Raw genomic sequence first — 23,299 nt, forward strand, 5'->3', positions numbered from 1 at the left:
AAGCTAGAAATGTTACCGCTCGACTTGCATGTGTTAGGCCTGCCGCCAGCGTTCAATCTGAGCCATGATCAAACTCTTCAATTAAAGATTTTGATATGCAAGTGCTCAATGAATCGTTGGTTCTTAATCAATTTGGTCATTAAAGACCGCTTTGTTTGGTCACCAGCATTTCATGAGCATTTTGATTCGTAGGGCAGGCTTAGCCTGCCGTTCAAATCTGCTACCGAGGTAGCTTTTTAAGTTGCTCAATCAATGTAAGTGCCCACACAGATTGCTTGGCTTTGATATATTGTTAAAGAACGTTTTGCTTGGCGCTGTCCGCTTCAAGCGAGGTGCGTATTCTACACAACTCATTTTCAGTGTCAACTCTTTTTTCAAGTTTCTGCGTTCAATTTGACTTGTTAGCAGACAGTTAACACTGAGTTTTAAACCTTTCCCGCTCATCTCGAGCTGGGAGCGCCATTTTAAGGATTTAATCAATCCCGTCAAGGCTTTTTTCAAACTTAATTTGCTAGCAACTCGTTGCTGGCTAACCGTTTGAAGTGAGGCGCATTATAGAGATGACAGCGGCGATGACAAGGACTTTTTGCAAAAAACTTTATAAAAACCTGCGTTTGAAGCAATTCTAAGCAATTTGAGTTATATTTATTCTATATTGTTAGTTAAATACACTTTAAAGGAGTGTTTATGTCCCCCAACCACCTTCGTGCATACCAAGGCAAGTACCCGAAGTATGCTTCTTCTACTTATATTGATAGATCCAGCGTTCTGGTTGGTGACATCGAAATCGGTAAAGATAGTAGCATCTGGCCTTTAGTGGCGGCGCGTGGTGATGTTAATCACATTAGGATTGGTGAGCGCACTAACATTCAGGACGGTAGTGTGCTGCATGTTACGCGTACCAACCCTGAAGCACCTGACGGTTATGCCTTGTTAATTGGGGATGATGTCACTGTAGGTCATAAAGTTATGCTGCATGGCTGCACCCTGCATAATCGTATATTAGTCGGTATGGGGGCGATTGTGATGGACGGCGCTGTAGTCGAAGATGATGTCATTATTGCTGCTGGTTCTTTAGTTCCACCAAATAAGCATTTAGTAAGTGGCTATCTATATGTGGGCAGCCCGGTTAAGCAAGCGCGTCCTTTGCATCAGGCTGAGCGTGACTTCTTGGCTAAATCAGCAGAAAACTATGTGCAACTCAAGAATGAATACTTGAATGAGAATGCAGATGACTAGTGATTAAAGCTAATGAAAGTCTCGTGACCGAACCGCGCGCGTTGGTAACAAATCGCTGCGGTCGGTCATCCGCCCTGCAATAACATGAATCACTTCACCTTCAATTTCTATTCTTCCTTTTACTTCTAACAGTTTCGCATTCAGCCATTGCTTGCGTTGCGTGCGCCCAAGATCACGCCATACCACTACATTCACATTACCGGTTTCGTCTTCAAGGGTGACAAAGGTGACCCCTGCACTGGTCGATGGTCGTTGACGACCCACGACCAAGCCAAGGACTGTCACTAGTTGGCCGCTACGTAAGTTTTTCAATTGCGCCGCGCGCTTGTAATTAGGTAACTGAGGTGCCGAAGCAGCAAGTAGAGCCAGAGGATGCGCTGCTAACGTTAAACCTAGGCTGGCATAATCTTGCACCATATCACTGAGTGCATCTGGTGCTGGTAACTGATAATCCGCTTGTCCTTCTTCTGCATGCTGGAGCATATCAAGCTGATCACCAAGCCGAGTCATCTGCCAACGGGTTTGATAGCGATGACCAGATAATCGTGCAAATGCGCCAGCGCTCGCTAATGCCTCCATATCCAGTGTGGGTAACTGCAATTGCTGAACCTGCTGAATACTTTCAAATCCGCTGATTGGACGTGCTGCCAGTAAATCATCCGCCACGGACTGCGATAGCCCTTTGACCAAAAGCAGGCCCAACTGGATACAGGCTTTACCGTTTGGATATACGACCTGATGCAACCAACTGCTTTGATTGATGCATATAGGTAACACCTCGACTTGGTGCTGCCTTGCGTCTTGCACTAATTGATCGGCTGAGTAAAAGCCCATCGGCAGGCTGTTTAATAGACCTACATAAAAGGCTGCAGGGTAATGACACTTCAACCATGCCGACGCATACGCAAGATTGGCAAAGCTGGCGGCATGAGATTCAGGAAAGCCGTACTCACCAAAACCGAGTATTTGCTCAAACAAGCGCAGCGCAAATTGCTCTTCGTAACCACGAAGCAACATGCCTTCGACAATTTTGCGCTTGAACTCAAGCATTTGGCCTTTACTTTTCCATGTTGCCATAGCGCGCCTGAGTTGGTCTGCCTCACCCCCACTAAAGCCAGCCGCAACCATCGCCAGCTTAATCACTTGCTCTTGGAAGATAGGTACCCCAAGCGTTCGCTGGAGCACATCTTGTACCGCAGCATTAGGGTAGGTAACGGGTTCAAGACCATCGCGACGGCGTAAATAAGGGTGCACCATATCGCCTTGAATAGGGCCAGGCCTTACTATCGCGATTTGCACGACTAAGTCGTAAAAAGTCTTTGGCTTTAACCTAGGTAACATATTCATTTGTGCTCGCGATTCGACTTGAAACACGCCCACGGCATCGGCCTTACATAGCATGGTATAGACACTCGGGTCTTCTTGAGGAATGTCAGCCAGGCCAAGTTGCTGGCCACTTCTTTGCGCCACAATATCCAAGCTGCGTCGCAACGCGGTTAACATGCCCAGCCCTAACACATCGACTTTAAGCAACTTCAGCGTTTCAATATCATTTTTATCCCACTGAATCACAGTGCGCTCGGGCATAGCGGCATTTTCTATCGGAACTAAATTGGATAGTGCGCCTTTTGCGATAACAAAACCGCCCACATGCTGAGACAGGTGGCGCGGGAAACCTTTTAACTGCGCAGTCAGTTGCAATAGGTGCATGCCAAGCGGGTGCTGTAGTACGCCCATCGCTTCGAGTTGCTGTTGCCAATCGTCCTCGCTGTCACGACGATCAAGGCGAGCCAGCAATTGATTTAACTGGATTAATGGAAAGCCTAACGCTTTGCCGACATCTTTAAGGGCACTACGCAGTCGATAAGTAATCACTGTCGCGGTAAGAGCCGCTCGCTGACGTCCATACTTTTGATAAATATATTGAATCACTTCTTCACGACGCTGATGTTCAAAATCGACATCGATATCGGGTGGCTCATCGCGTTCTTTTGAAATAAAGCGCTCAAATAATAGTTGCGACTGGGCAGGGTTCACTGCGGTAATACCTAAGCAGTAACATAAAACGGAATTAGCTGCTGAACCACGGCCTTGAAATAAGATTTGCTGCTGACGAGCAAACTCAATCACATCGTAAATAGTTAAAAAGAAGTGCTCATACTGCAGATCATGCACCAGAGATAACTCATTCACTAATTGGTGTGCTATTGCAGGAGGCACTTGCTGTTGAAAACGCCTTTTTGCCCCCAACCAAGCTTGCTCGGCTAAGTATTCATGGGGTTGATAACCTTGGGGCACCACTTCACTCGGGTACTGGTATTGCAAGCTGTCGAGGACAAACTGACACTGCTTGGCTATCGCTACACTACGCTTAAGCCAAGCAGGCTGAAACAGCTGCTGTAACTCAGCTAAGGTACGCAAGCGCTGCTCTGCATTACACGGTAAATGCGCTTGCTGCTGAGCCACGGTCTGGCCGGCGCGTATCGATAGCACCGTATGTAACAAAGGAAGCCTTTGCGCATGATGCATTCGTGCCATATTAGAAGCCACTATGGGTAAGCCGCATTGTTCTGAGAGCTTGCATAGCGCTTGAACAAAAGCTTTATCTGCAGGCAATAAATCGCGTTTTATCAGTAAAAAGGTACGCTGGTTAAATCGCTGAGCTAACTGCAACATAAGCTCTGTATTTGGGCTTCGCCAACTACCCAGCGGACAATACAGGAGCACACAGTCGCTCAGGTCGTGGTGCAATAAATCCGCACTTGAAAATTGATACTGACCTTTAGGCGCTCGTTGCCGGCAATGGGTGATCAGCGCACTTAATTGCTCATAGCCATGCTGATTAGTTGCAAGCAGGGTGAAAGTATCATCCTGATCATTAAAGTAGCTGCCCACAATAAGTTGTATCGGAGTGCTTTGGGTTTGCTTCCAAGCCTTTACCACCCCAGCCACAGAGCACTCGTCAGTGATAGCAATGGCTTGATAACCCAACGCGTGAGCTTGCTGCACCATTTCTTGGGGCGATGATGCGGCACTTAAAAATGAATAATGACTAAGGCAGTGTAGCTCTGCGAATTGATATGCGTCCAACACGAGCGACCTCTTAGCTTAACCAACCATGCAAGAACCACTGACCAGGATCTTGTTGGGGCGATGCTTGCGCCTTCGCATCATGTTGAAAATACACCCAGCCCCAACGCCCGACTTTATCTTGCGCAATTAAGTAATCGCGATCAGCAGCGCCGGACTGATCAGGCAACCACCAAGGTGGCTGGATACGCTGGGGTTGCCCTTGAATGCGCCAGCCGCGAATATCGATCGGCTTTGGGCTCAGCAACCAAGGTGGCCGCCAATCAAGGTAAGACTGGGTTGAGTCGTGCGCAGTGCTGAGCCCAATATCTTGGTCAGATACCGGCTGTAAACTTTGCTGGAGTTCAGGTAACCAACCAGTGTGCTGGTGAATGGTTTGGACTTTGTCAGCGCCCAAACGGCTTTGTAAGCGATTCAGTAAAGTAGCTAGTTGATGCTCCCCAGCTTTTGATTGGTCTAAGCGCATCGGTTGTGCGGTGAATGCTTCGGTTTGCTCCACATACAACCCAATATCAACAATAGGTGCCTTAAAACGACGGTTTTCGAGCTTGAGTTGCAACACAGAGTAAGTATCAGCCAGTCGGTAAACTGCTCGAGCGAAGCCAATTTCGACACACTCCACCCCTAATGGGAAGGTGGCAAATGCGTTACTCTTATAAGGCATTTGCGCTGGGTTGCCCTGAAAGTCACGGTTAAATAATACTAAATAAATGCGCGTGACTGCTTGTTGTGACTGACGTAGATGTTGCTCAAGATCTTGCAATAAGCTTTTAGCAACGAACCTTAAGCCCGACCACACATGCACTTCCGCATGCAACTGACGGTGAAGGTAGATCAGCTCACGGGGCTGGTAGATAAGCAGTCGCGGTTTCAACTGCCCCTTTAGTTGCAAGATAAAGTCCACGATTGGCTGGCCTAACTTTTTACCCAGAATAGGCACAGGGATTTGCAACAGCTTATCTATGGTGTCTAACCCCATACTACTGAGCTTATGGTGCAAATCGTCAGCCAGCCCACAAACCCTTAACGGGTAACCTTGGCATGCTTGCAACAGCGCCTCGGCACGATCATCAATACCGAGTTTTGCCAGCAGCGGATTGCTAGAAAAGCTTGCGCGATATTCAGTGTCGACTAGTAGTTTCGACACCTTGTCAGCCACAGTCTGTTGCTGAGCATGCAGTCGTTGTTGAGTCGTGAGCTGAACCCAAAGTCCATTTGCTTCAGTATCGAGGCTGAGATCAGCAAATGCGGTGTACAAACGCTCAGCTAGCTGTTGCAGTAACCGTTGTTCGACCTCAGGTTGCCAATACGCATAATCTAGCGCATCGGCAAGTAACCACGCATCCGATAAGGCTAAGCCAGGGTGGATACCTAAAGCTCGCGCACTGGGGTTTGCTTGTACGACCTTATTGCGATCACTGCACACGATGAGTAAAGGTTGCTCGCAGTTTGGCCGTTGCTGCATCCAGTGCTGCAACTGTAACTGATGAAATTCAAGGTACAACCAAGTACCGCGGAGCTCATGCGCGTTCATCTGAATCTACCTATGCACGGCTAGTTTTTCAGCATCAAGTGATACAGGCCAACCGCCAGGCCGCTTCAGAACATCAAAAGCGATACTTGAACTTGCCGACGTTGCAGCATGTAAGCGCACTCGTACGCGGGTATGGTACGCCCGAGCTTCTTGCGGCATCAGGCCACTAAACACCAACACCAAGGCCTCGGGGGCTTGTTGCATGGCGCGCTGCCAAGAACGCACAGTTTGCACGTCTGGCTGCGGATGCCACAACAACACAACACCATGGCCTAAATTGCTAATAATTTGACTGCTCGCCCATTTGATTTCCTCGTCACTGAGCTGATCAAGCACATAATGTTCGGCTGCATGTTGTAAACCCGGCACAAACGGCTGAGCGGGTGGATTCAACCAAAACACTGGCGCTGAGTTTGCGTACGCGACTGCCGCTTGCACCAATTGGCTATCACCATAAAAATCTGCGGGGCGTTGAAATTCGTGCAGTTTGCCCAGCGCTAGACCGCCCCCCAAGGCATGGTCCAGCCCGGCAAACCCCGTTGCAATGTGCTGCCTACTGGCGCTCGATAACTTGTTGGCTTGGCAGTGGGCTGAGCTATGCCCGTCAGTAGCCGATTGACTCGCACGAAACACTTGTCCGCGCTGAATTAAGTCGGTTAACAGCTGTGATGTTGGCGATACCAGATTTTGTTTAGCCATAATGATACACCGCAGAATAGTTGCTGCCTCAAATAACTGTATATGCATACAGTATAATAGCTAAATTTTGCCCAATGCAAGCATGGAAAGGTAAGCATTCTGCTGACTATCAGGTATGATATTGACGTCATTGGCTTTATCATTTGAGAAAATCGAAATATGTTAAGATTTTTACCTGCGCCAGTTAAGGTTGTCATAAATTTTCTCTGGGGCGCTTTTTGGACCACTTTAATTGCCATCGGGATAATTACCCTTGGTCTGTTTAAAATTATCCCCATCCGTCCATGGCAACGGTTTATTTCTGCACTCGCCAACAACCTTTTCCGGGTTTGGGGCTATGCAGTGGCCGCTATGTTCAGTTTGACCCAGAAGACTCGCTGGCAAGTGGAGGGTGGTCTTGCCCTCAATCGTGACAGTTGGTACCTGATTCTGGCCAACCATTTAAGCTGGGTAGATATTTTAGTGCTGATGAAATTAGCCAGTAAAGATATGCCTATGCCGCGCTTTTTTCTTAAACAACAGTTGTTCTGGATCCCGTTTATCGGTTTAGGCTGTTGGGTATTAGACATGCCGTTCATGAAGCGCTATTCGCGTCAGCAAATTGCGAAGAAGCCGCACCTGCAAGGTAAAGATATTGAAACCACGCGTAAGTCATGTGAGAAATTTAAAGATATTCCCACCACGGTGATTAACTTCTGTGAAGGTACTCGCTTCACTGAACAGAAGAAGGACCAAAAACAGAGCCCTTACCAGCACTTACTCCCGCCAAAAGCAGGCGGTACCGCATTTACGCTGCAAGCTATGAAGGGCAACTTTGATGCTATTTTGGACATAACTATCGTGTACCCAGATCGCAATCCCAACAAACCCTTGGTGCTAGACTTCTTAGCCGGCCGCCTGCGCCACATTCACTTGCATATCGACGCCTTAGAGGTCACCGATGATTTAGTCGGCGATTATAATGACCCAGCCTATCAAGCCCATTTTCAAAGCTGGCTAAACGCGCGCTGGGCTTTGAAAGATAAACGTATCACCGAGACATTAACGCAGTACCCTAGTACCCGCGATAACTAATAAAAAACCCGCTTACACAGCGGGTTTTTTATTTCCATGCTGACTATCTTATTCAGCTTCGTCGGGCTTTTTAATCGGTAACGCATCTTTATCTTGGTCACCGCTTGCAGGTTCAGACTTCTCCTCTCCACGCTGACTGAACATCTTCGGGTCAACTCGCAATGCTTGCATATCTAATCCACTTGGGTGCTGGTAAACGCGTAAGCCAAAGTGTGAAATCACCGCAAACAAATGGTCAAAAATATCTGACTGAGTGCCTTCATAGTCGGCCCAAGCGGTGCTATTGGTGAACCCGTAGACCTGCAATGGCAAGCCATCGGCAGTTGGCGCAAGCTGGCGCACCAACATAAACAGTTCTTGATGAATGCCAGGATGGTGCTTCAAGTACTGAGTGACATAAGCTCTAAACGTGCCTATGTTCGTCATCGCCCGTGAGTTCAGCGCATCATCGCCATGCTCTTCCAGCTCTTTATTCCACTTCTCAATGTCCTGCTGCTTAGTTTCAATATATTCACGTAACAACTTGAACCCTTTGAGACGCTCAATTTCATCCGCAGTTAAAAAGCGAATGCTTTGCTGGTCAATCATCATGTCCCGCATCATCCGGCGGCCACCTGATTCCTGCATACCGCGCCAATTCTTAAACGCGGTATCAATAAAGCGACGGGTGGGAATGGTGGTGATAGTTTTATCCCAGTTTTGCACCTTCACCACATGCAAAGAGATATCAATTACATCACCGTCCGCGCTTAAGCCGGGCATTTCTACCCAATCGCCCACACGGATAATGTCATTGGATGTAATTTGCATGCTTGCGACTAAGGACAGCAAAGTGTCTTGGAACACTAGCATCAATACCGCCGCCATCGCACCTAAACCAGACAATAGAATAAGTGGCGAACGGTCAATAAGTGTTGCGATAATGAGCAGAACAGCAATCACATAAATGACTATCTTTATGACCTGCACATACCCTTTAATGGGCTTCATCGCGGCATCAGGGCGACGCTCGTACAAGCGGTTTAAGATCGTGAGGAAGTTACCTATGGCGAGTGCAATCGTGAGGATAATAAATGCCGAGGCGACGTTACGAACCACACTGGTAACAAAATCAGGCAAGTTTGGAATCAGCGCAACACCCGCAGATAGCACAATCGCAGGAACCACATTGGATAAGCGGGTAATTACTCTGGATTCTTCGAAAAGCGCATCGCGGCCAATCGGTGTATGGCGCAGCGCACGAGTTAACCCCGTGAGCAAGACATGCTTGGTGACCCAATTACTAATGCCAGCTAAAACCAGCAGAAGCGAAATTGCGATCAGCGTGTATAAGTATGGCTGGTTTTCAATCCAACCCCACCAAGTCGTCATTTGTGCCTGAAATTCTTCCATTCCACCCTCAATGTATGATTATCAGCGCCTGTAAAATTAGCAAAAACCTAAGCAACACGCAAGCTGCACTCAAGCTAATGCGGCTAAGGTCGATATTAAACATTATGTAAAAATGACGTACAATGGTACAGAAACTCAATTCTGGAGATCCATATGGCTTTATCAATTCAACAGCGCGTGCTTAGTTTAGCGCTGATCCCCCCTGTACTTATTGCAGCCATGTTAACCATTTACAATTATGCTCAGTCTCGCAATATCGGTAGCCAGACAGTGAACGATTTCGCCACACAAATGGAGCGTGACCGCCGGGCAGAGGTCAGCAACTACCTAGAGCTCGCATTGAGCTCAATTGCACCGTTAGTGGCAGCTGATGACGGTTCAAATACCGCTGAATTGCAACGCCAGGCCAAACAAACTCTTCGCAGTTTACGTTTTGATGATGCCGGTGACGTGGGCTATATCTTTGTCTATGACCGCCAAGGGATTAGCGTTGCCCATGGGGTGAACCAAGGGTTAGAAGGGCGTAATTTATATAATTTCCAAGACCCAAATGGGGTGTATTTGATCCAAGAGCTGATCCGTGCGGCTGAGCGCGGCGGTGATTACGTAGAATACGGCTGGGAACATACCAATGGCAACATTGGACCGAAATTAGGCTACGCGGATCTGGTCAGTGAATGGAACTGGGTCGTTGGTACTGGGTTTTGGATTGAAGGTTTACAAGCTCAGGTTGACGCGACTGCGAATCAGGTTGAGTCCGCAGTCAATGAAGCTTTCGTCAACACCCTGATAGCTTCGGTGATTGCGGTGTTGCTGATTGCCGCCGTTGCAGTATTCGTCTCTCGAGGCATTACACGCCCGCTGCGCACTACGGTGTTGGCCATGAACGACGTTTCCCAGGGCGATGGTGACTTAACCCGCCGCATTCGTGTCGAGCACCAAGACGAACTGGGTCATTTGGCCACCTCGTTTAACCGCTTTGCCGATGACGTTGGCAATATGGTGGTAACCATTCGCCAATCGTCCGAGTCAATGAACCAGGCGGCGGTCAAACTCAATGGTGTGTTAGCAGAAACCCGAACTGGCGTGACCCGTCAACAAGAGGAAAGCGAGCAAGTTGCTACCGCTATCAATGAGTTAGCGGCTGCGTCTCAAGAGGTGGCTCGCAGTGCACAAGAAGCGTCAACGGCAGCAGAACAAGCGGAAGCACTGGTTAATAAAGCCAATAGCCAACTTCACTCAGCGGTCAGTGTCATTCACGGCTTGGCTGATCAAGTCGCTGAGGGTGCCAGCGCTGTGGAGCAATTGAACCAGCAGTCGGGCCAAATTGGTAGTGTGTTGGATGTGATTCGAAATATTGCTGAGCAAACCAACCTGTTGGCACTGAATGCCGCGATTGAATCAGCACGCGCGGGCGAAGCCGGCAGAGGTTTTGCTGTGGTGGCCGACGAAGTGCGTACCCTAGCGAGCAGAACTCAGGCCAGCACCCATGAAATTGAATCCATGATTGAGCAGGTTCAACAGGGCACATTGAAAGTCACCAGCATTATGCAAGCGATTGAACAAGGCAGTGCGACCAGTGTTGCCGAAGCGGGTGAGGTGGAACATGCACTGGATGAGGTATTAAAATCAGTCAACACCATTAATACCCAAAATGCTCAAATCGCGACTGCCGCTGAAGAGCAAACCTCGGTTTCAGAGACGATTAATCAAAATATGACGACCATTGTCGATATTGCCAACCAAACTGCAGATGGCACGCGCCAAGCGACGTCTTATATGGAAGAGCTTGCGGATACCGCCAACCAACTGGAGCAAAATGTATCGCGCTACCAGGTGTAACTGAGTCAGGCGTAACTAGGCCAGGTGTCACTATGCCGCTATCAACAAAAAACCCGCTATCATAGCGGGTTTTTTATGTTCGAACTATTTAGAGCTATACTCGAAGCGCTTAACTATCTTTTTGGGCTAAGTACTTTGCCAGTTCAAGATAGTCGTTAAAGAAGTCTTCACTGTCGCGGAAACCCTGAGGGTTCATGCGGTAACGGCCATTCACGATAAAGGTCGGGGTGGCGCTGACATTAAAATTTTCAGCCTCACGGCGCATGCGGTTGGCTTGGCTACGCGCCGGAAAGCTATTGTAGGCGTTATCAAAAGCTTCACGGTCGACACCGACAGCAGCAAATACACCTGCAAGGTCGTCAATTGAGCTACTCACTTGGCGTTGCTGGAAGTGCTTGCGGAAAATCAGTGGCGCGACTTCATCAGACACCCCAAGAATATTCGCCGCAGCCCATGCACGCACGGTAATATCGCCCATATTACGAGCACCGATAAAATTCACATGATACTTTTTAAAGCTGTCGCCAAACTCAGCTTTCATCATTTGGCTAAACGGCTGAAACTGATAACAGCTACCGCAATAAAATGAGAAGAAATCAATAATTTCTACTTCTTCAGTGGCTTGCTCAGCGATAACATCATAATGCACGCCTTCGCGAAAATCTGTCGCGCTTGCCGCCGCAGTCACTACCATTGACGCTGCCGCAGCCATAGCTAACCAAAATTTCTTCATTGTTTGTCACCTGTTGTTAACACATCTGCAGGCATTATGCCTGCGTTAATAACCTGACTGCAAGCGCAGCGGTTCATCGTCTAATGCAGCCAGCTGCTCTTTGAGTGCTAACACCTGACGTTCCCAATAACTTTCTTCTGCAAACCAACTAAAGTTTCGCGGGAAGGCAGGGTCAGACCAACGTTTCGCTAGCCAAGCCATGTATTGAATGATTCTCCAAGCCCGTAAAGGTTCAATTAATTTGAGCTCAGCAGGGTTAAATTCAGCAAATTCTTCGTAGCCGTCGATTAAGGTATCTAGCTGCATCAGTTGAGCGCTGCGGTCCCCCGACAACATCATCCATAAGTCCTGAATTGCGGGCCCTTGGCGGCAGTCATCTAAATCGACTAAGGTCAATTGCTCGTCACGCCACAGCAAATTACCCACGTGGCAATCACCATGCAGGCGAATCGATTGGCCCAGCTGCCAATCAACCGACTGCAGGCGCTGATACACATGTTGCAAGATGGTATCAAAAGGCAGTCGCATCGCGCTTGGAATAAGCTCGCACTGTTGCAGCGTCGTCATCGCATCGCTTAGTTGCGCGTCACTCACCAATGTCGGCCGGTGTAAGAAAGGCGTAGCTTTGCCCACCATATGCAGACGCCCTATTTGACGCCCCAATTGGAACAAATGCTCGTCTTGATCTGCTTCTAAGGCACGCCCGCCCACACTGGGGAACACGCAAAATCGATAACCTTGGAAATGATGCAGCGTACGAGATTCAGAGCCCAGCGCCAGCGGCGCTACCACTGGAATTTCGGCGTCTAATAGGGCTTGGGTAAAGTGATGCTCTTCTTCAATCTGGGCATCACTCCAGCGTTCTGGGCGATAAAATTTCACCACATAACGGCGTCCGTCAGCGGCAAACTGGTAGACGCGGTTTTCATAGCTATTTAATGCCAGTAAACCGCTATCAGGCCAAATATCTATGCCTTCCAGCGCATCTAAAATCATGTCTGGAGTCAGCTTGGAAAAACTAAAATCGCTCATCGTGAAATAAAGTTACTCTGTGTCTGGCGACTGACCCGACTGTCACTTTCGGCGGTCACGGTGAAGTTAATTTCGACTAAGCTTGCGCTTAAGAAATAAGGGTCGATAGCGACGGTAATCGGCACAATGTGTACCTCACCACCAGCCACTTCAACTTGTGCTGGGCCAATATACTCAAGATCCTCAATACCAGTCGCGTGAATGCTATACACCTGCGCTTGCTGCGATTTATTCATAATTCGCAGCTGATACACGTTTTCAATAAAACCTTGTTGGTTCTCACGATACAGTGTATTGCGGTCACGCACCACATCTAGCTCCAATGGCACGCGGAACACGACATCCAGCACTAACAACGCACCAAGGGCCAACAATGCAAGGCCGTAACCGACACTTTTGAGGCGCCAAACCTTGGTTTCCCCGCCTTGTAAACGCCGCTCCGTGGTAAAGCTAATCAGCTTCTTCGGGTAGCCCATTTTCTCCATGACGTTGTCGCACGCGTCGATACATGCCCCACAATTAATACACTCGTATTGTAAGCCGTTGCGAATATCGATTCCGGTCGGGCATACCTGTACACATAAATTACAGTCGATGCAGTCACCTAAACCTAACTTGCTTGGCTCGACCTTGCGCCCGCGCGGCCCTCTTGGCTCACCGCGCTTCTCATCATACGCGACAATAAAGGTGTCTTTGTCGAACATCGCTGACTGAAAACGTGCATAAGGGCAAATGTGGGTACACATGATTTCGCGCATCCATCCCGCATTGCCATAGGTTGCAAAGGTGAAAAACAGCACGAACCCGACCGCCCAGGCGCTTGATTGCAGTACGAAAAACTCGCTGAATAAGGCGCGAATATCGGTAAAATAACCAACAAAGGTAAGCGCTGTGAATAGAGCCACGAGCAGCCAAGCCAGGTGTTTCAGGGTTTTGCGAATGAACTTGTCAGCATCCATAGGGCGCTGGTCGAGTTTCATGCGCTGATGACGGCTCCCTTCAATTTTGCGCTCAAACCACATAAAGATAAATGTCCATGTGGTCTGAGGGCAGGTAAACCCACACCATACCCGCCCCCAGAGCGTGGTCACTAAAAATAACGCAAATGCAGCAACCATAAACAGCCATGCAAGAATGGTGAGATCTTGCGGCCAAAGTGTGAGCCCGAAAATGCGAAAACGCTGCTCAAAGATATTTAATAGAATGGCCTGCTCACCTTGGTAAGTTAGCCACGGCAGCATTAAGAATAAGGCCATTAAGGCAAAACCTAACAAGCGCCGCATCGTTTCAACACGGCCTTTGACTTCGCGCACATAAATGCGGTCGTTTGGTGGGTATTGGTTAGCGCCTTTACCACCCTTAGGTGGATGAATTTTAACCGGTTTGGCGAGATCCACAGGGGCTTTGTCTTGCACCTGAATGGTGTATTCGTCGTTGTGCTGAGAGTCTTGTTGCATAGGAATAAACAACTGAGCTAATACCAAAGTGCACTCAGTATACGCCGATAAAACCGAAAGATCAGCGCTTCAACCTTGCGGCTGGTCAATGAATTGTATCGGTCACGATACTTTTTTTAGGGATGAGCAGGCGCCAGCAGAAGGGCACCCATAGCCATGAATGCCCTAGCATGGTGTGCTTAGCCGATAGCTAAACCAAGCACTATAGTGGCGGTGATGAAATACACCATCACGCCGACGGCATCGGCAATGGTGGTTACCAACGGCGTACTTGCGGTAGCAGGATCCCAACCGACAAGCTTAAGTAAGAAGGGAAGCAATAGCCCGGTTAAGCTACCTATCATAACAATCGCGAACATACTGATACCCACCACCAGCATAATATCTGGCGCACGGAAATATGCGACTGCCATCACCGCTGCGGACATCGATAAGCCCAATAACCCTGACACCAGAATTTCTTTAGCAAATAGTTTTACGCCGTCACCGCGCCCAATATCGCCGGTGGCGATTGCCCGTATCACCAGCGTTGCAGTTTGCGAGCCTGAGTTACCGCCACTGGCTATCAATAACGGTAAGAAAAACAACAACGACGCGTACGCCATGATGGTGTCTTCATAATACGTAATCGCGGCCCCCGAGAAGATATTCACAAACACCAGCAATACCAGCCAATTGATACGCTTTTTATACAGCGTAATTGGCCCAGCTTCGGTCAAGCTCATGTCTAAGCTGCCAACACTCGCCGATTTATGCATGGTTTCCGTGTCTTCTTCTTCGACAACGTCCATCGCGTCATCGAAGGTCACCATACCGACGAGTAAATTGTCTTCAGTGACCGCTGGGATCGCAATTAAGTCATAACGGCTGATAATACGTGCCGCTTCCGATTGCGGCATATCAGGACTTACCGTCACGACATCACGGGTCATCAAATCGTCAATCATTTCACTCGGCGCGGCCGTCAATAGCTGCCGTAGTGACACCACGCCCATCAGCTTATGTTTGCCATCAATCACATAGGCTTGGTAAATACTTTCTTTCTCTGGCGCGCTTTGACGCAACTTTTTAAGCGCCAGCTCAACATTCGCGCCCACCGGTATGGTGGCATAGTCCGAGGTCATGACCGCACCAATGGTGCCCTCTTCATAACTTGACAGGCGTAACAAGTCTTCACGTTCAGAACGTGCTAAACGTCGCATCAATGCGTCTTGCAGCTTGACGTCCAACAGCGAATACACGTCCGCTCGTTCGTCCGACGACATGTCGACAAAGAGCTTGGCTAGCACACTAATTTCCATGTGCGAGGCGACTTCTTGCTGGTGAGCAGGGCGCAAATAACCAAACACTTCGGCTTGCTGCTCTGCTTCCATCAAATCAAGCAAGGTCAGCGTGTTGTAGACCTCAAAGTGCTCATCAATATATTCGGCAACGTCTGCCGATGGCATTGCATTTAACGCCGCTTTTAAACCTTCTTGATCGTCCGCCTCAACCAGCTCGACGAGGTTTTCATAACCTTCTACATACTGCATCAAAATCCCCTCAAGTATGTGACTGGATGCTTGTTACTACTGAACACGCGGCACTGTCATATCTGCGGCATAGTCCGCGCTAAATGCGTTAGATTCAAAGCTGACATAGCCATCGGCTTCGCGCACAATCAATAACGCAGCAATATTATGGTGGTTAGCAAACGCAAGTCCCCGCTCAGGGCCCAACACTAAAATGGCACTGGCGAAGCCGTCGGCATCGGTGGCATTGTCGCCAAGCACGGTGACTGCCGCCAGCTTATGCGCAATAGGCTCGCCAGTAGTGGGGTCAATGGTATGCGAATAGCGCACGCCTTCTGACTCAAAGTAATTGCGATAATCGCCCGAACCTAGCATAGCAACATCTTGAATCGGCAGAATATGCTGTACCACTTGACGGTCATTCACTGGAGCTTCAATACCTACGCGCCAGCGCATGTCAGCAGTACGTTGGCCGCTGGCGTAAATATCGCCGCCAATGTTGACTAAATGATTGGTTATCCCTTGCTGGTTTAAGTACTGACTGACAGCATCTACCGCATAGCCTTTCGCAATACCCGATAAGTCGACAAATACATCGCTGCTTCGCGTCACCGTTTGCGCATCAGTATCTAAATGCACAAAATGATAGCCAACCTGCTCTAAGCGAGACTCTAACTCGCTTTGGCTAGGTCTTGAGGTCACTCGACCTTCAGGGCCAAAGCCCCATAGGTTCACCAAACCACCCACGGTATGGTCGAAAGCGCCCTCAGACATCCGCGCAATCGCTTCGCTGCGTTGCAGCACGAGCATCAGCTCTGGGTCCACAGCCACTTCGGTATGTAGCTCTGCACGGTTAATTCTGTTCAATACCGAGTCATCGCGGTAAGTCGACATTTGCCGATCAACTTCATTGAGAACATCCATCACCCCAGCTTCCACCTCAGTCAAATCAGCATTCGCATGCTGAGTGCCTAAGCTCACTTCAAAGAAAGTACCGAATATGTTACCCCGCATCACTTGAGGCTCTGGCGCCTGTGAGCACGCAGCAAGAGTAAAAAGTATTAAGGCAGGCAGCAGACAGCGCTGGACACGTGACATATAGAACGTCCTCACAGGTCAGTGGAAAAGGTGAATCATTGAATTCTAACATAAAGCCCAGAAATTGAGCTACTTTGCCGCGCGCTGGAACAGATAAAAAAAGCCCGCCGAGGAGGCGGGCAAAGGATAACGGCTGTTTGGGGAACAAACCGTACCGAGGTTGGCGGATGAGACCAACACTCGGATTTGCAGGAACGGTCAAATCAAATGGTTGGTACTGGGTTTAGCTTATCGCCGCAGCGGTCTTCGCTGCATTTAACACGGCCGCTAGCTTCACAGAACTTTGAATCGCCTGAGCACTCACACTGTGCTCCAACAAAGTCTTCACGTGTGCATCAATGCACATTCCGCAACCGTTTAGCGCGGAAACAGCCAGCGAATATAACTCAAAATCAGCTTTATCAACGCCAGGGTTAGCCATTGCGTTCATGCGCAAGCCTGCCGGCATTTTGCCAAACTGCTTATCGCTTGAAAGATGAATAAAGCGATAATAAATATTGTTCATTGCCATGAGTGACGCCGCGGTTTTCGCCGCTTCAATCACGTTGGCTTCCACTTTGCCTTCCGCTTCTGCTTCAACGGCCTTGGTTAATTCGGCATCGTTGATTGAATACGCAAGCGCGAGGGCCGTGCCGTAAAACTGAATATCTGTCATGCCAGTGGCAGCTACATTTGAAAACAAGTTACCAAGGTTAAGTTTGGTATCTTTTGAGTGGCTACCAAGCCCTGATTTGTAGTCAGAAATAGTCATTCATTACTCCATCATTTCGCTGCAACTAGGCTACTCAGCCGGTCGCTTCATGGTTAGGTATACCAGCGTCACTCTTTGACTGATGAGTGACGCTGGGCGCTCATACAAACGGCAAGTTATAGGGTGTCGCCACCTACTGCGCGGTTACATGGGCACAGCTCGTCAGTTTGCAAACCATCCAGGATACGCAAGATTTCTTGCGGATTACGGCCTACATTTAAGCTGTTAACTGACACGTGCTGAATCACGTTGTGTGGGTCGACAACAAAGGTAGCGCGTAAAGCAACATTTTCGGTTTTGTCACGTACGCCTAGACCGTCTACTAAGTCACCCGCGGTGTCAGCAAATGAATACTGGTTTAAACCGTTAAGGTCTGGGTGCTCACGGCGCCATGCCAGCTTAACGAATTCGTTGTCAGTGCTACCGCCTAGAACAACTGCGTCGCGGTCAGCGAATTCTTCATTCAGTTTCGCAAACTCAACGATTTCTGTTGGGCATACGAAAGTGAAATCTTTTGGATAGAAGAAAATGACTTTCCATTTGCCAGCGAAGCTGTCCTGGGTCACAGTTTCGAATGCACTTTGACCGTTTTCTTCTGGTAAATTAAAGCCAGGCTTAGCGGCTACAACTGAAAATTCTGGTAACTTATCACCAATCGTCAACATAAGATGTCCTCCATTAGGGCATAGTTTTTGAAACATGTGTTTCCAAATCACGAGGCTCATGATAGGTTTATGACCTTATCGGCGAAAGCGAATAAAAGCTATCAGCATAATCGAATAAGCAAATTCACTTGTGAGCGGTCGGTTCGCACTACAATAGGAAGACTATGAGCAAACTACCTAGCCTTAAAAATTTGAGTTACCTACTTGCGCTGCATCAGCATCAGAACTTTAACCGTGCGGCGCAGGCCTGTTTTGTCAGCCAATCTACCTTAAGTAGCGGCATTCAAAATCTTGAAGACCAACTGGGTTGTCAGTTAATTGAACGTGACCATAAATCGTTTTTGTTTACCGGGATGGGTGAAGAAATCGTTGAGCGCGCACGTGAAATTTTGACCCACACCGAAGAGCTGATGAACCATGCCCAAAGCCAAGGAAACGTGATGGAAGGGCCGTTGCGTTTAGGCTGTATTCCCACGATTGGCCCGTTTTTATTAGGCCCTTTGAGTAAAAAGCTGCACCACGATTTTCCCAAGTTACAATTGCAAATTCGCGAAGACACCACGGCTCAGCTGCTGCACTTGCTAAAAAACGGTGAATTGGATGCACTGATTTTGGCTCTTCCCATCGACACCCAAGGAAATCAGCATTGGGTTCTCGGGCGCGACCCTTTTAAGATGGTCATGCATCCGCACGTGGCAGAGTCCGTCGGTGAGCCGGTGAACTATAATAACTTGCCTGATCAGAGCATTTTCTTACTCGAAAATGAGCACTGTTTAACCGGTCACGCAGTGACTGCATGTCGTTTAGGCAACAGTAAGAAAATTAATCCATTTACTGCATCAAGTTTGCATAGCTTGGTGCAAATGGCCGAGGCTCGCGTCGGTGCGACTTTTGTGCCGCAAATGGCCATTGAGCAAGGCATTTTGAGTAATACCAGCTTGGTCGCGCTCACCCCGACGGATGGTGACGCGTATCGTGAAATTGGTTTAGTGTTTAGGCCGACCACATCGCGCCGCCGCACTTTCCGTAAAGTAGCTGAAACCATTGCTCAGCTGCTGCCAGAACCGACATTAAGCTAGCTAATTGATTTTGAACTAAAGCCGTCTACATCACGTAGGCAATGAGTTAATAATTCCGATCTTGTGGAGAAACCAAATATGAAAGCTCTACCACGTACTTTAGGCTTTGCGGCGTTAGGTTTGACTACGTTGGCTATGTCTGCAAATGCCGATACTATCGAAACCCGGTGGGCCAATGTTGCCGTCGAAACCGTTGCTGAAGGGCTCGAGCACCCATGGGGGATTGCATTTCTGGGTAACGGCCGAATGTTAGTCACCGAACGTGCAGGCCACATGCGTATCGTGGAAGCCGATGGCACTTTAGGCGAGCCGATTTCAGGCTTACCAGAAATCAAAGTGATGCGCCAAGGGGGACTCATGGACGTCACCTTAAGCCCGAATTACAGCAGCGACCGCACCATTTACTTTTCATATTCGGAACCTGAAAGTGCCGGTAGTGAAGTGACCAGTACCGCAGTCGCGCGCGCACGCTTAGACGGTAATGCCTTGCACGACGTCGAGGTGATTTTCAGTCAGTACCCGAAAGAAGACGGCGGGCGCCACTATGGCGGGCGTTTGAAGTTTAGTGCCGATGGCGAGTATCTATTTATCGGTTTAGGCGATCGCGGCCACCGTGAAGACGACTCTCAGTTAGTCAGTAACCACACCGGCACGTTAATTCGTATTTACCCGGACGGCTCAGTACCTAGCGATAACCCATTTGTCGACCAAGATGGTGCATTACCTGAAATCTGGTCGTATGGTCATCGCAACATTCAAGGCATGGATATCCAGCCTTCCACCGGCCACCTCTGGGCGGTTGAACATGGCCCTCAGGGCGGTGATGAGTTGAATCGTCCAGAAGCTGGACTAAACTACGGTTGGCCGGTCATTACGCACGGTGAGCAATACGGTGGTGGGCAAGTCGGAATTGGCTTCAAGCAAGAGGGCATGGAGCTACCAGTCTGGCATTGGACGCCTTCAATTGCCGTATCTGGCATGGCGTTTTATCAAGGCAACCAATTCCCCGCTTGGCAGGGTAATGTTTTGGCAACGGGCTTACGTGGCACCCAAGTAGCACGCTTAGAAGTGGACGGCGACCGCGTGATTCACCAAGAGGTGATGGAGCTTAGCGATCGAATCCGTGAAATTAAAGTCGATAGCGATGGCTATATTTATCTGCTGACCGACCACCCAAATGGAAAAATCTTGCGTTTGGCACCAGCTAACGCGTCGTAACCAACGGAGTTGTGCATGGTTCGAAGTCAACTTGGGCTCGCTATTTCAGCGAGCCTTTTTTATCTATATACCCCAGCATCTGCTGCGCAGAACGAAAGCCAGCAGCAGGATATTGAGCGCGTGGTCGTCACTGCCACTCGCACCGAGCAACCTTGGCTTACCACCCCTGCGAGTATTGACCGCGTCGAGGTGAACGAGCAGCTTTCCGGCTTACGTGTCGATATGGCTGAGGTCTTAGCGGGTATTCCCGGCGTCCAGGTCGATACCCGGTATAACTTTGCGCAAGACACGCGAGTTATTTTACGTGGTTTTGGGGCGCGTGCTGCCTTTGGCGTACGCGGCGTCGTGATGCGTTTAGACGGTGTGCCATTGTCAATGCCCGATGGGCAAGCCCAGACATCGAGTATCTTTATTGACGAGCCAAGCCACGTTGAGGTGTTACGCGGTCCTGTCGCTGCGGTGTATGGCAACGCTGCAGGTGGGGTGATTAACTTACAGAGCCAACTTGCAGACCAAAGTTACGTCAGTGCAGGGCATAGCATTGGCGCTAATGGCCGCGAACGCAGCACCCTTGACGGTGCGTATGTCGCTGACCAGTTAACCTTAGCAGGGCATTATGCGCGCTTTCGCACCGATGGTGATCGCGCTCAAGCGGCAGCAGAGCGCGACCAATATGCACTCCGCGGTGCCTATCAGTTTGGGCATAACATCGAACTGATTGCACGCATCGACGATAACGATGCGCCTTTATTACAAGACCCTGGGTCATTAACCCCAGAGCAGTGGCGTGACGACCCTGAGCAAACCTTTGCGGGCGCAAGCGTATTTGACACCCGCAAGACGATTCGCCACCGCCAGCAGTCACTCACATTGCGCCAAATTCAGGCAACCTATGACTGGGAGCTCGCGACATGGAACGGCCGCCGTGAAGTGGTTCAATTCTTGCCATTTCCGGGTAGCGAAATAACCTCGTCAGGGGCTGTGATTGACTTAACCCGTGATTTTTACGGCCTGCACGGGCAATTTAATTGGCGCCCAAGTGCCTTTGAGGGCCGCTGGCAGCTGAGCCTTGGCACCGATATCGAACGTCAGGAAGACACCCGTCTTGGCTTTGTGAACCAAAACGGGCAACCAGGTGACTTACGCCGCGACGAAACAGGCCGCGTCGATAAAGACGATGTGTACGCGCTTAGCCAGTTAGATATCACCGAGCGCTTGAGCTGGCTCGCTGGTGTGCGCATGTCCGAACTAAGTTTCGATGTGCGTGACCGCTATATCATCGAAGGTATAGTGCCAGACGATAGCGGTAGCAATCGGTATCGTGAAACCTCTTGGACACAAGGTTTAAGCTATCAATTAAACCAACAATGGTCTGTGTTTGCAGCCTTTGGTGAAGGATTCGAAACACCAACCCTAACCGAATTGGCGTATCGCAACGATGGCAGCGGGCTCAACCCAGATCTTGGCCCCGCCTTCGTGACGCAATACGAAGCCGGTATCAAATGGCTCGGCCCTCAAGGGCAATTGCAAATGAGTGTGTTTGCAGTCGACACAGACGATGAAATTGTTGTCGACCAGTCGATTGATGGCCGCACTACCTATCGCAATGCTGGTGAAACCGAACGTCGTGGAGTAGAGCTCAGTAGCCGCTGGCTGCTGCACCCACAATTTGACCTGCGAGCCGCTGCCAGCATCATGAATGCGCGCTATCGCGATATCGACGGTGTAAGTGGCAACCGCATTCCAGGGGTCGCCAACACCAATGCATTTGCCCAGCTCAACTTCTTGCCTTGGCAGGATGAGCGCTTGCGCGCATCAGTCACTGCGCAGTACCGCTCACAAGTTGCAGCGAATGATAGCAATGACGTATTTGCCCCCGGCTTTACCCTTTGGCATGCAGGTTTAGATGCCATGCAAAATGTGCATGCATGGCAGTTTTCTCAGTGGATACGTGTCGATAACCTGTTGGATAAGCAATATGTTGGCTCGGTGGTGGTCAACCAAGGTAGTGGTCGCGCATTCGAGCCAGCGCCCGGCCGCCAGCTCAGTGCGGGGCTGCGAGTCACGCGTCGCTTTTAAGTGCAGCGGATTAGCCACCTGCGCCAGCAAAAAAACGCCAGCGAAATGCTGGCGTTTTTTTACCTATGCATGTATCGCTACAAAATTTAAGGCTGATTATTCAAAATATGTACCAGTGCTTTAGCCGTCGGCTCTGACGACGCAGGGTTCTGGCCGGTGACGAGTAAGCCGTCTTGAATCACATACGGCTGCCAATCATCGGTTTTCTCGTACTTGGCGCCTTTTTCTTGCAGCGCATCTTCGAGTAAAAACGGCACGATGTCAGTTAACTCAACCGCTTCTTCCTCGCTATTGCTAAAACCAGTTACCGCACGACCGGCGATCATAGGTTTGCCCGCTAAGTTGGCGTTGAGCAGCACCGCGGGTGCATGGCACACCGCCGCAACGGCTTTGCCTTGTTGCCAGAAATCTTCGAGTAGACGAATGGAATTTTCGTCGTTGGTTAAATCCCACAACGGGCCATGCCCACCGGGATAGAACACGGCGTCATAATCATCAGCATTTAAATCGGCGAGCTTTAGGGTTTTTGCCAGCTTCTCCTTTAACTCATCATCTTTGTAGAAGCGACGCGTCGCTGCGGTTTGCGCATCGTCACTTTCACTATTTGGGTCAATCGGCGGCTGGCCACCTTGAGGGGATGCCAGCGTGATCTCAGCACCCGCTTCATCAAACACATAATAGGGCGCCGCGAATTCTTCCACCCAAAAACCAGTCTTACGCCCAGTGTCTCCCAACGAATCGTGAGAGGTCAATACCATCAATATTTTCATTTAAACCTCATTCCTTGTCACCCTTGCGAGCGTGAA

General features: G+C 49.4%; 18 protein-coding genes and 1 rRNA gene. 6 read left to right on the top strand and 13 right to left on the bottom strand.

What is annotated here, in order from left to right:
- Positions 1-84, bottom strand: a 16S ribosomal RNA gene (locus CWE07_RS13290); the annotation flags it as partial.
- A gap of 603 nt (positions 85-687) precedes the next feature.
- On the opposite strand from CWE07_RS13290, the gene CWE07_RS13295 reads away from it, so the two are divergent.
- The gene (locus CWE07_RS13295; protein ID WP_111570434.1) at positions 688-1,239 is read left to right on the top strand and encodes a gamma carbonic anhydrase family protein; all 552 of its coding nucleotides are present in this window, start codon (positions 688-690) and stop codon (positions 1,237-1,239) included.
- A gap of 9 nt (positions 1,240-1,248) precedes the next feature.
- Here the strand turns inward: CWE07_RS13295 and CWE07_RS13300 are convergent, their stop codons facing one another.
- The 3 genes from CWE07_RS13300 to CWE07_RS13310 are packed head-to-tail and all read right to left on the bottom strand — an operon-like array spanning position 1,249 to position 6,562.
- Complete coding sequence (locus CWE07_RS13300; RefSeq protein WP_198679927.1) at positions 1,249-4,332, bottom strand: error-prone DNA polymerase; 3,084 nt, start codon at positions 4,330-4,332, stop codon at positions 1,249-1,251.
- Between the two features lie 10 nt (positions 4,333-4,342).
- Positions 4,343-5,863: a Y-family DNA polymerase gene (locus CWE07_RS13305; RefSeq protein WP_111570433.1), complete on the bottom strand. Its 1,521-nt coding sequence runs from the start codon at positions 5,861-5,863 to the stop codon at positions 4,343-4,345.
- 6 nt (positions 5,864-5,869) lie between these two features.
- On the bottom strand, positions 5,870-6,562 hold the full coding sequence (locus CWE07_RS13310) for a hypothetical protein (RefSeq protein WP_126819019.1): 693 nt from the start codon (positions 6,560-6,562) through the stop codon (positions 5,870-5,872).
- 159 nt (positions 6,563-6,721) lie between these two features.
- Between CWE07_RS13310 and CWE07_RS13315 the strand changes: the two genes are divergently transcribed.
- A complete protein-coding gene (locus CWE07_RS13315; RefSeq protein WP_111570431.1) occupies positions 6,722-7,636 on the top strand; it encodes an acyltransferase in 915 nt (304 codons plus the stop codon).
- Positions 7,637-7,684: 48 nt separating this feature from the next.
- Here the strand turns inward: CWE07_RS13315 and CWE07_RS13320 are convergent, their stop codons facing one another.
- Positions 7,685-9,028: a mechanosensitive ion channel family protein gene (locus CWE07_RS13320; protein ID WP_111570430.1), complete on the bottom strand. Its 1,344-nt coding sequence runs from the start codon at positions 9,026-9,028 to the stop codon at positions 7,685-7,687.
- Positions 9,029-9,181: 153 nt separating this feature from the next.
- On the opposite strand from CWE07_RS13320, the gene CWE07_RS13325 reads away from it, so the two are divergent.
- Positions 9,182-10,870 (top strand): methyl-accepting chemotaxis protein, encoded by a 1,689-nt coding sequence (locus CWE07_RS13325; RefSeq protein ID WP_111570429.1) that lies wholly within the window; start codon positions 9,182-9,184, stop codon positions 10,868-10,870.
- Between the two features lie 109 nt (positions 10,871-10,979).
- Here the strand turns inward: CWE07_RS13325 and CWE07_RS13330 are convergent, their stop codons facing one another.
- From CWE07_RS13330 to CWE07_RS13360, 7 genes are all read right to left on the bottom strand, one after another.
- Positions 10,980-11,603, bottom strand: a complete 624-nt coding sequence (locus tag CWE07_RS13330; RefSeq protein WP_111570428.1) for a thiol:disulfide interchange protein DsbA/DsbL — start codon at positions 11,601-11,603, stop codon at positions 10,980-10,982.
- A gap of 45 nt (positions 11,604-11,648) precedes the next feature.
- Positions 11,649-12,635: a serine/threonine protein kinase gene (locus tag CWE07_RS13335; RefSeq protein WP_111570427.1), complete on the bottom strand. Its 987-nt coding sequence runs from the start codon at positions 12,633-12,635 to the stop codon at positions 11,649-11,651.
- Entirely contained in the window at positions 12,632-14,050 is a 1,419-nt protein-coding gene (gene ccoG / locus CWE07_RS13340) for a cytochrome c oxidase accessory protein CcoG (protein ID WP_420836551.1), read from the bottom strand. Before ccoG ends, CWE07_RS13335 begins: the two co-directional genes overlap by 4 nt.
- Before the next feature lie 221 nt (positions 14,051-14,271).
- Positions 14,272-15,624, bottom strand: coding sequence for a magnesium transporter (mgtE, locus tag CWE07_RS13345; RefSeq protein WP_111570425.1), 1,353 nt, complete (start codon positions 15,622-15,624; stop codon positions 14,272-14,274).
- A gap of 36 nt (positions 15,625-15,660) precedes the next feature.
- Positions 15,661-16,701, bottom strand: coding sequence for an FAD:protein FMN transferase (locus CWE07_RS13350; RefSeq protein ID WP_111570424.1), 1,041 nt, complete (start codon positions 16,699-16,701; stop codon positions 15,661-15,663).
- 223 nt (positions 16,702-16,924) lie between these two features.
- Positions 16,925-17,452 carry a carboxymuconolactone decarboxylase family protein gene (locus CWE07_RS13355; RefSeq protein ID WP_111570423.1) on the bottom strand — a complete coding sequence of 176 codons (528 nt, stop codon included), beginning with the start codon at positions 17,450-17,452 and terminating at the stop codon, positions 16,925-16,927.
- 116 nt (positions 17,453-17,568) lie between these two features.
- Positions 17,569-18,117: a peroxiredoxin gene (locus tag CWE07_RS13360; protein ID WP_111570422.1), complete on the bottom strand. Its 549-nt coding sequence runs from the start codon at positions 18,115-18,117 to the stop codon at positions 17,569-17,571.
- 164 nt (positions 18,118-18,281) lie between these two features.
- On the opposite strand from CWE07_RS13360, the gene CWE07_RS13365 reads away from it, so the two are divergent.
- From CWE07_RS13365 to CWE07_RS13375, 3 genes are all read left to right on the top strand, one after another.
- Positions 18,282-19,196 (top strand): hydrogen peroxide-inducible genes activator, encoded by a 915-nt coding sequence (locus CWE07_RS13365; RefSeq protein WP_111570421.1) that lies wholly within the window; start codon positions 18,282-18,284, stop codon positions 19,194-19,196.
- Between the two features lie 78 nt (positions 19,197-19,274).
- On the top strand, positions 19,275-20,414 hold the full coding sequence (locus CWE07_RS13370; protein ID WP_111570420.1) for a PQQ-dependent sugar dehydrogenase: 1,140 nt from the start codon (positions 19,275-19,277) through the stop codon (positions 20,412-20,414).
- Positions 20,415-20,429: 15 nt separating this feature from the next.
- A complete protein-coding gene (locus CWE07_RS13375; RefSeq protein ID WP_111570419.1) occupies positions 20,430-22,493 on the top strand; it encodes a TonB-dependent receptor family protein in 2,064 nt (687 codons plus the stop codon).
- A gap of 86 nt (positions 22,494-22,579) precedes the next feature.
- Here the strand turns inward: CWE07_RS13375 and CWE07_RS13380 are convergent, their stop codons facing one another.
- A complete protein-coding gene (locus CWE07_RS13380) occupies positions 22,580-23,263 on the bottom strand; it encodes a type 1 glutamine amidotransferase domain-containing protein (protein WP_111570418.1) in 684 nt (227 codons plus the stop codon).
- Positions 23,264-23,299 lie beyond the last annotated feature (36 nt).

The organism is Aliidiomarina maris (assembly GCF_003987335.1).
Taxonomy (GTDB): domain Bacteria; phylum Pseudomonadota; class Gammaproteobacteria; order Enterobacterales; family Alteromonadaceae; genus Aliidiomarina; species Aliidiomarina maris.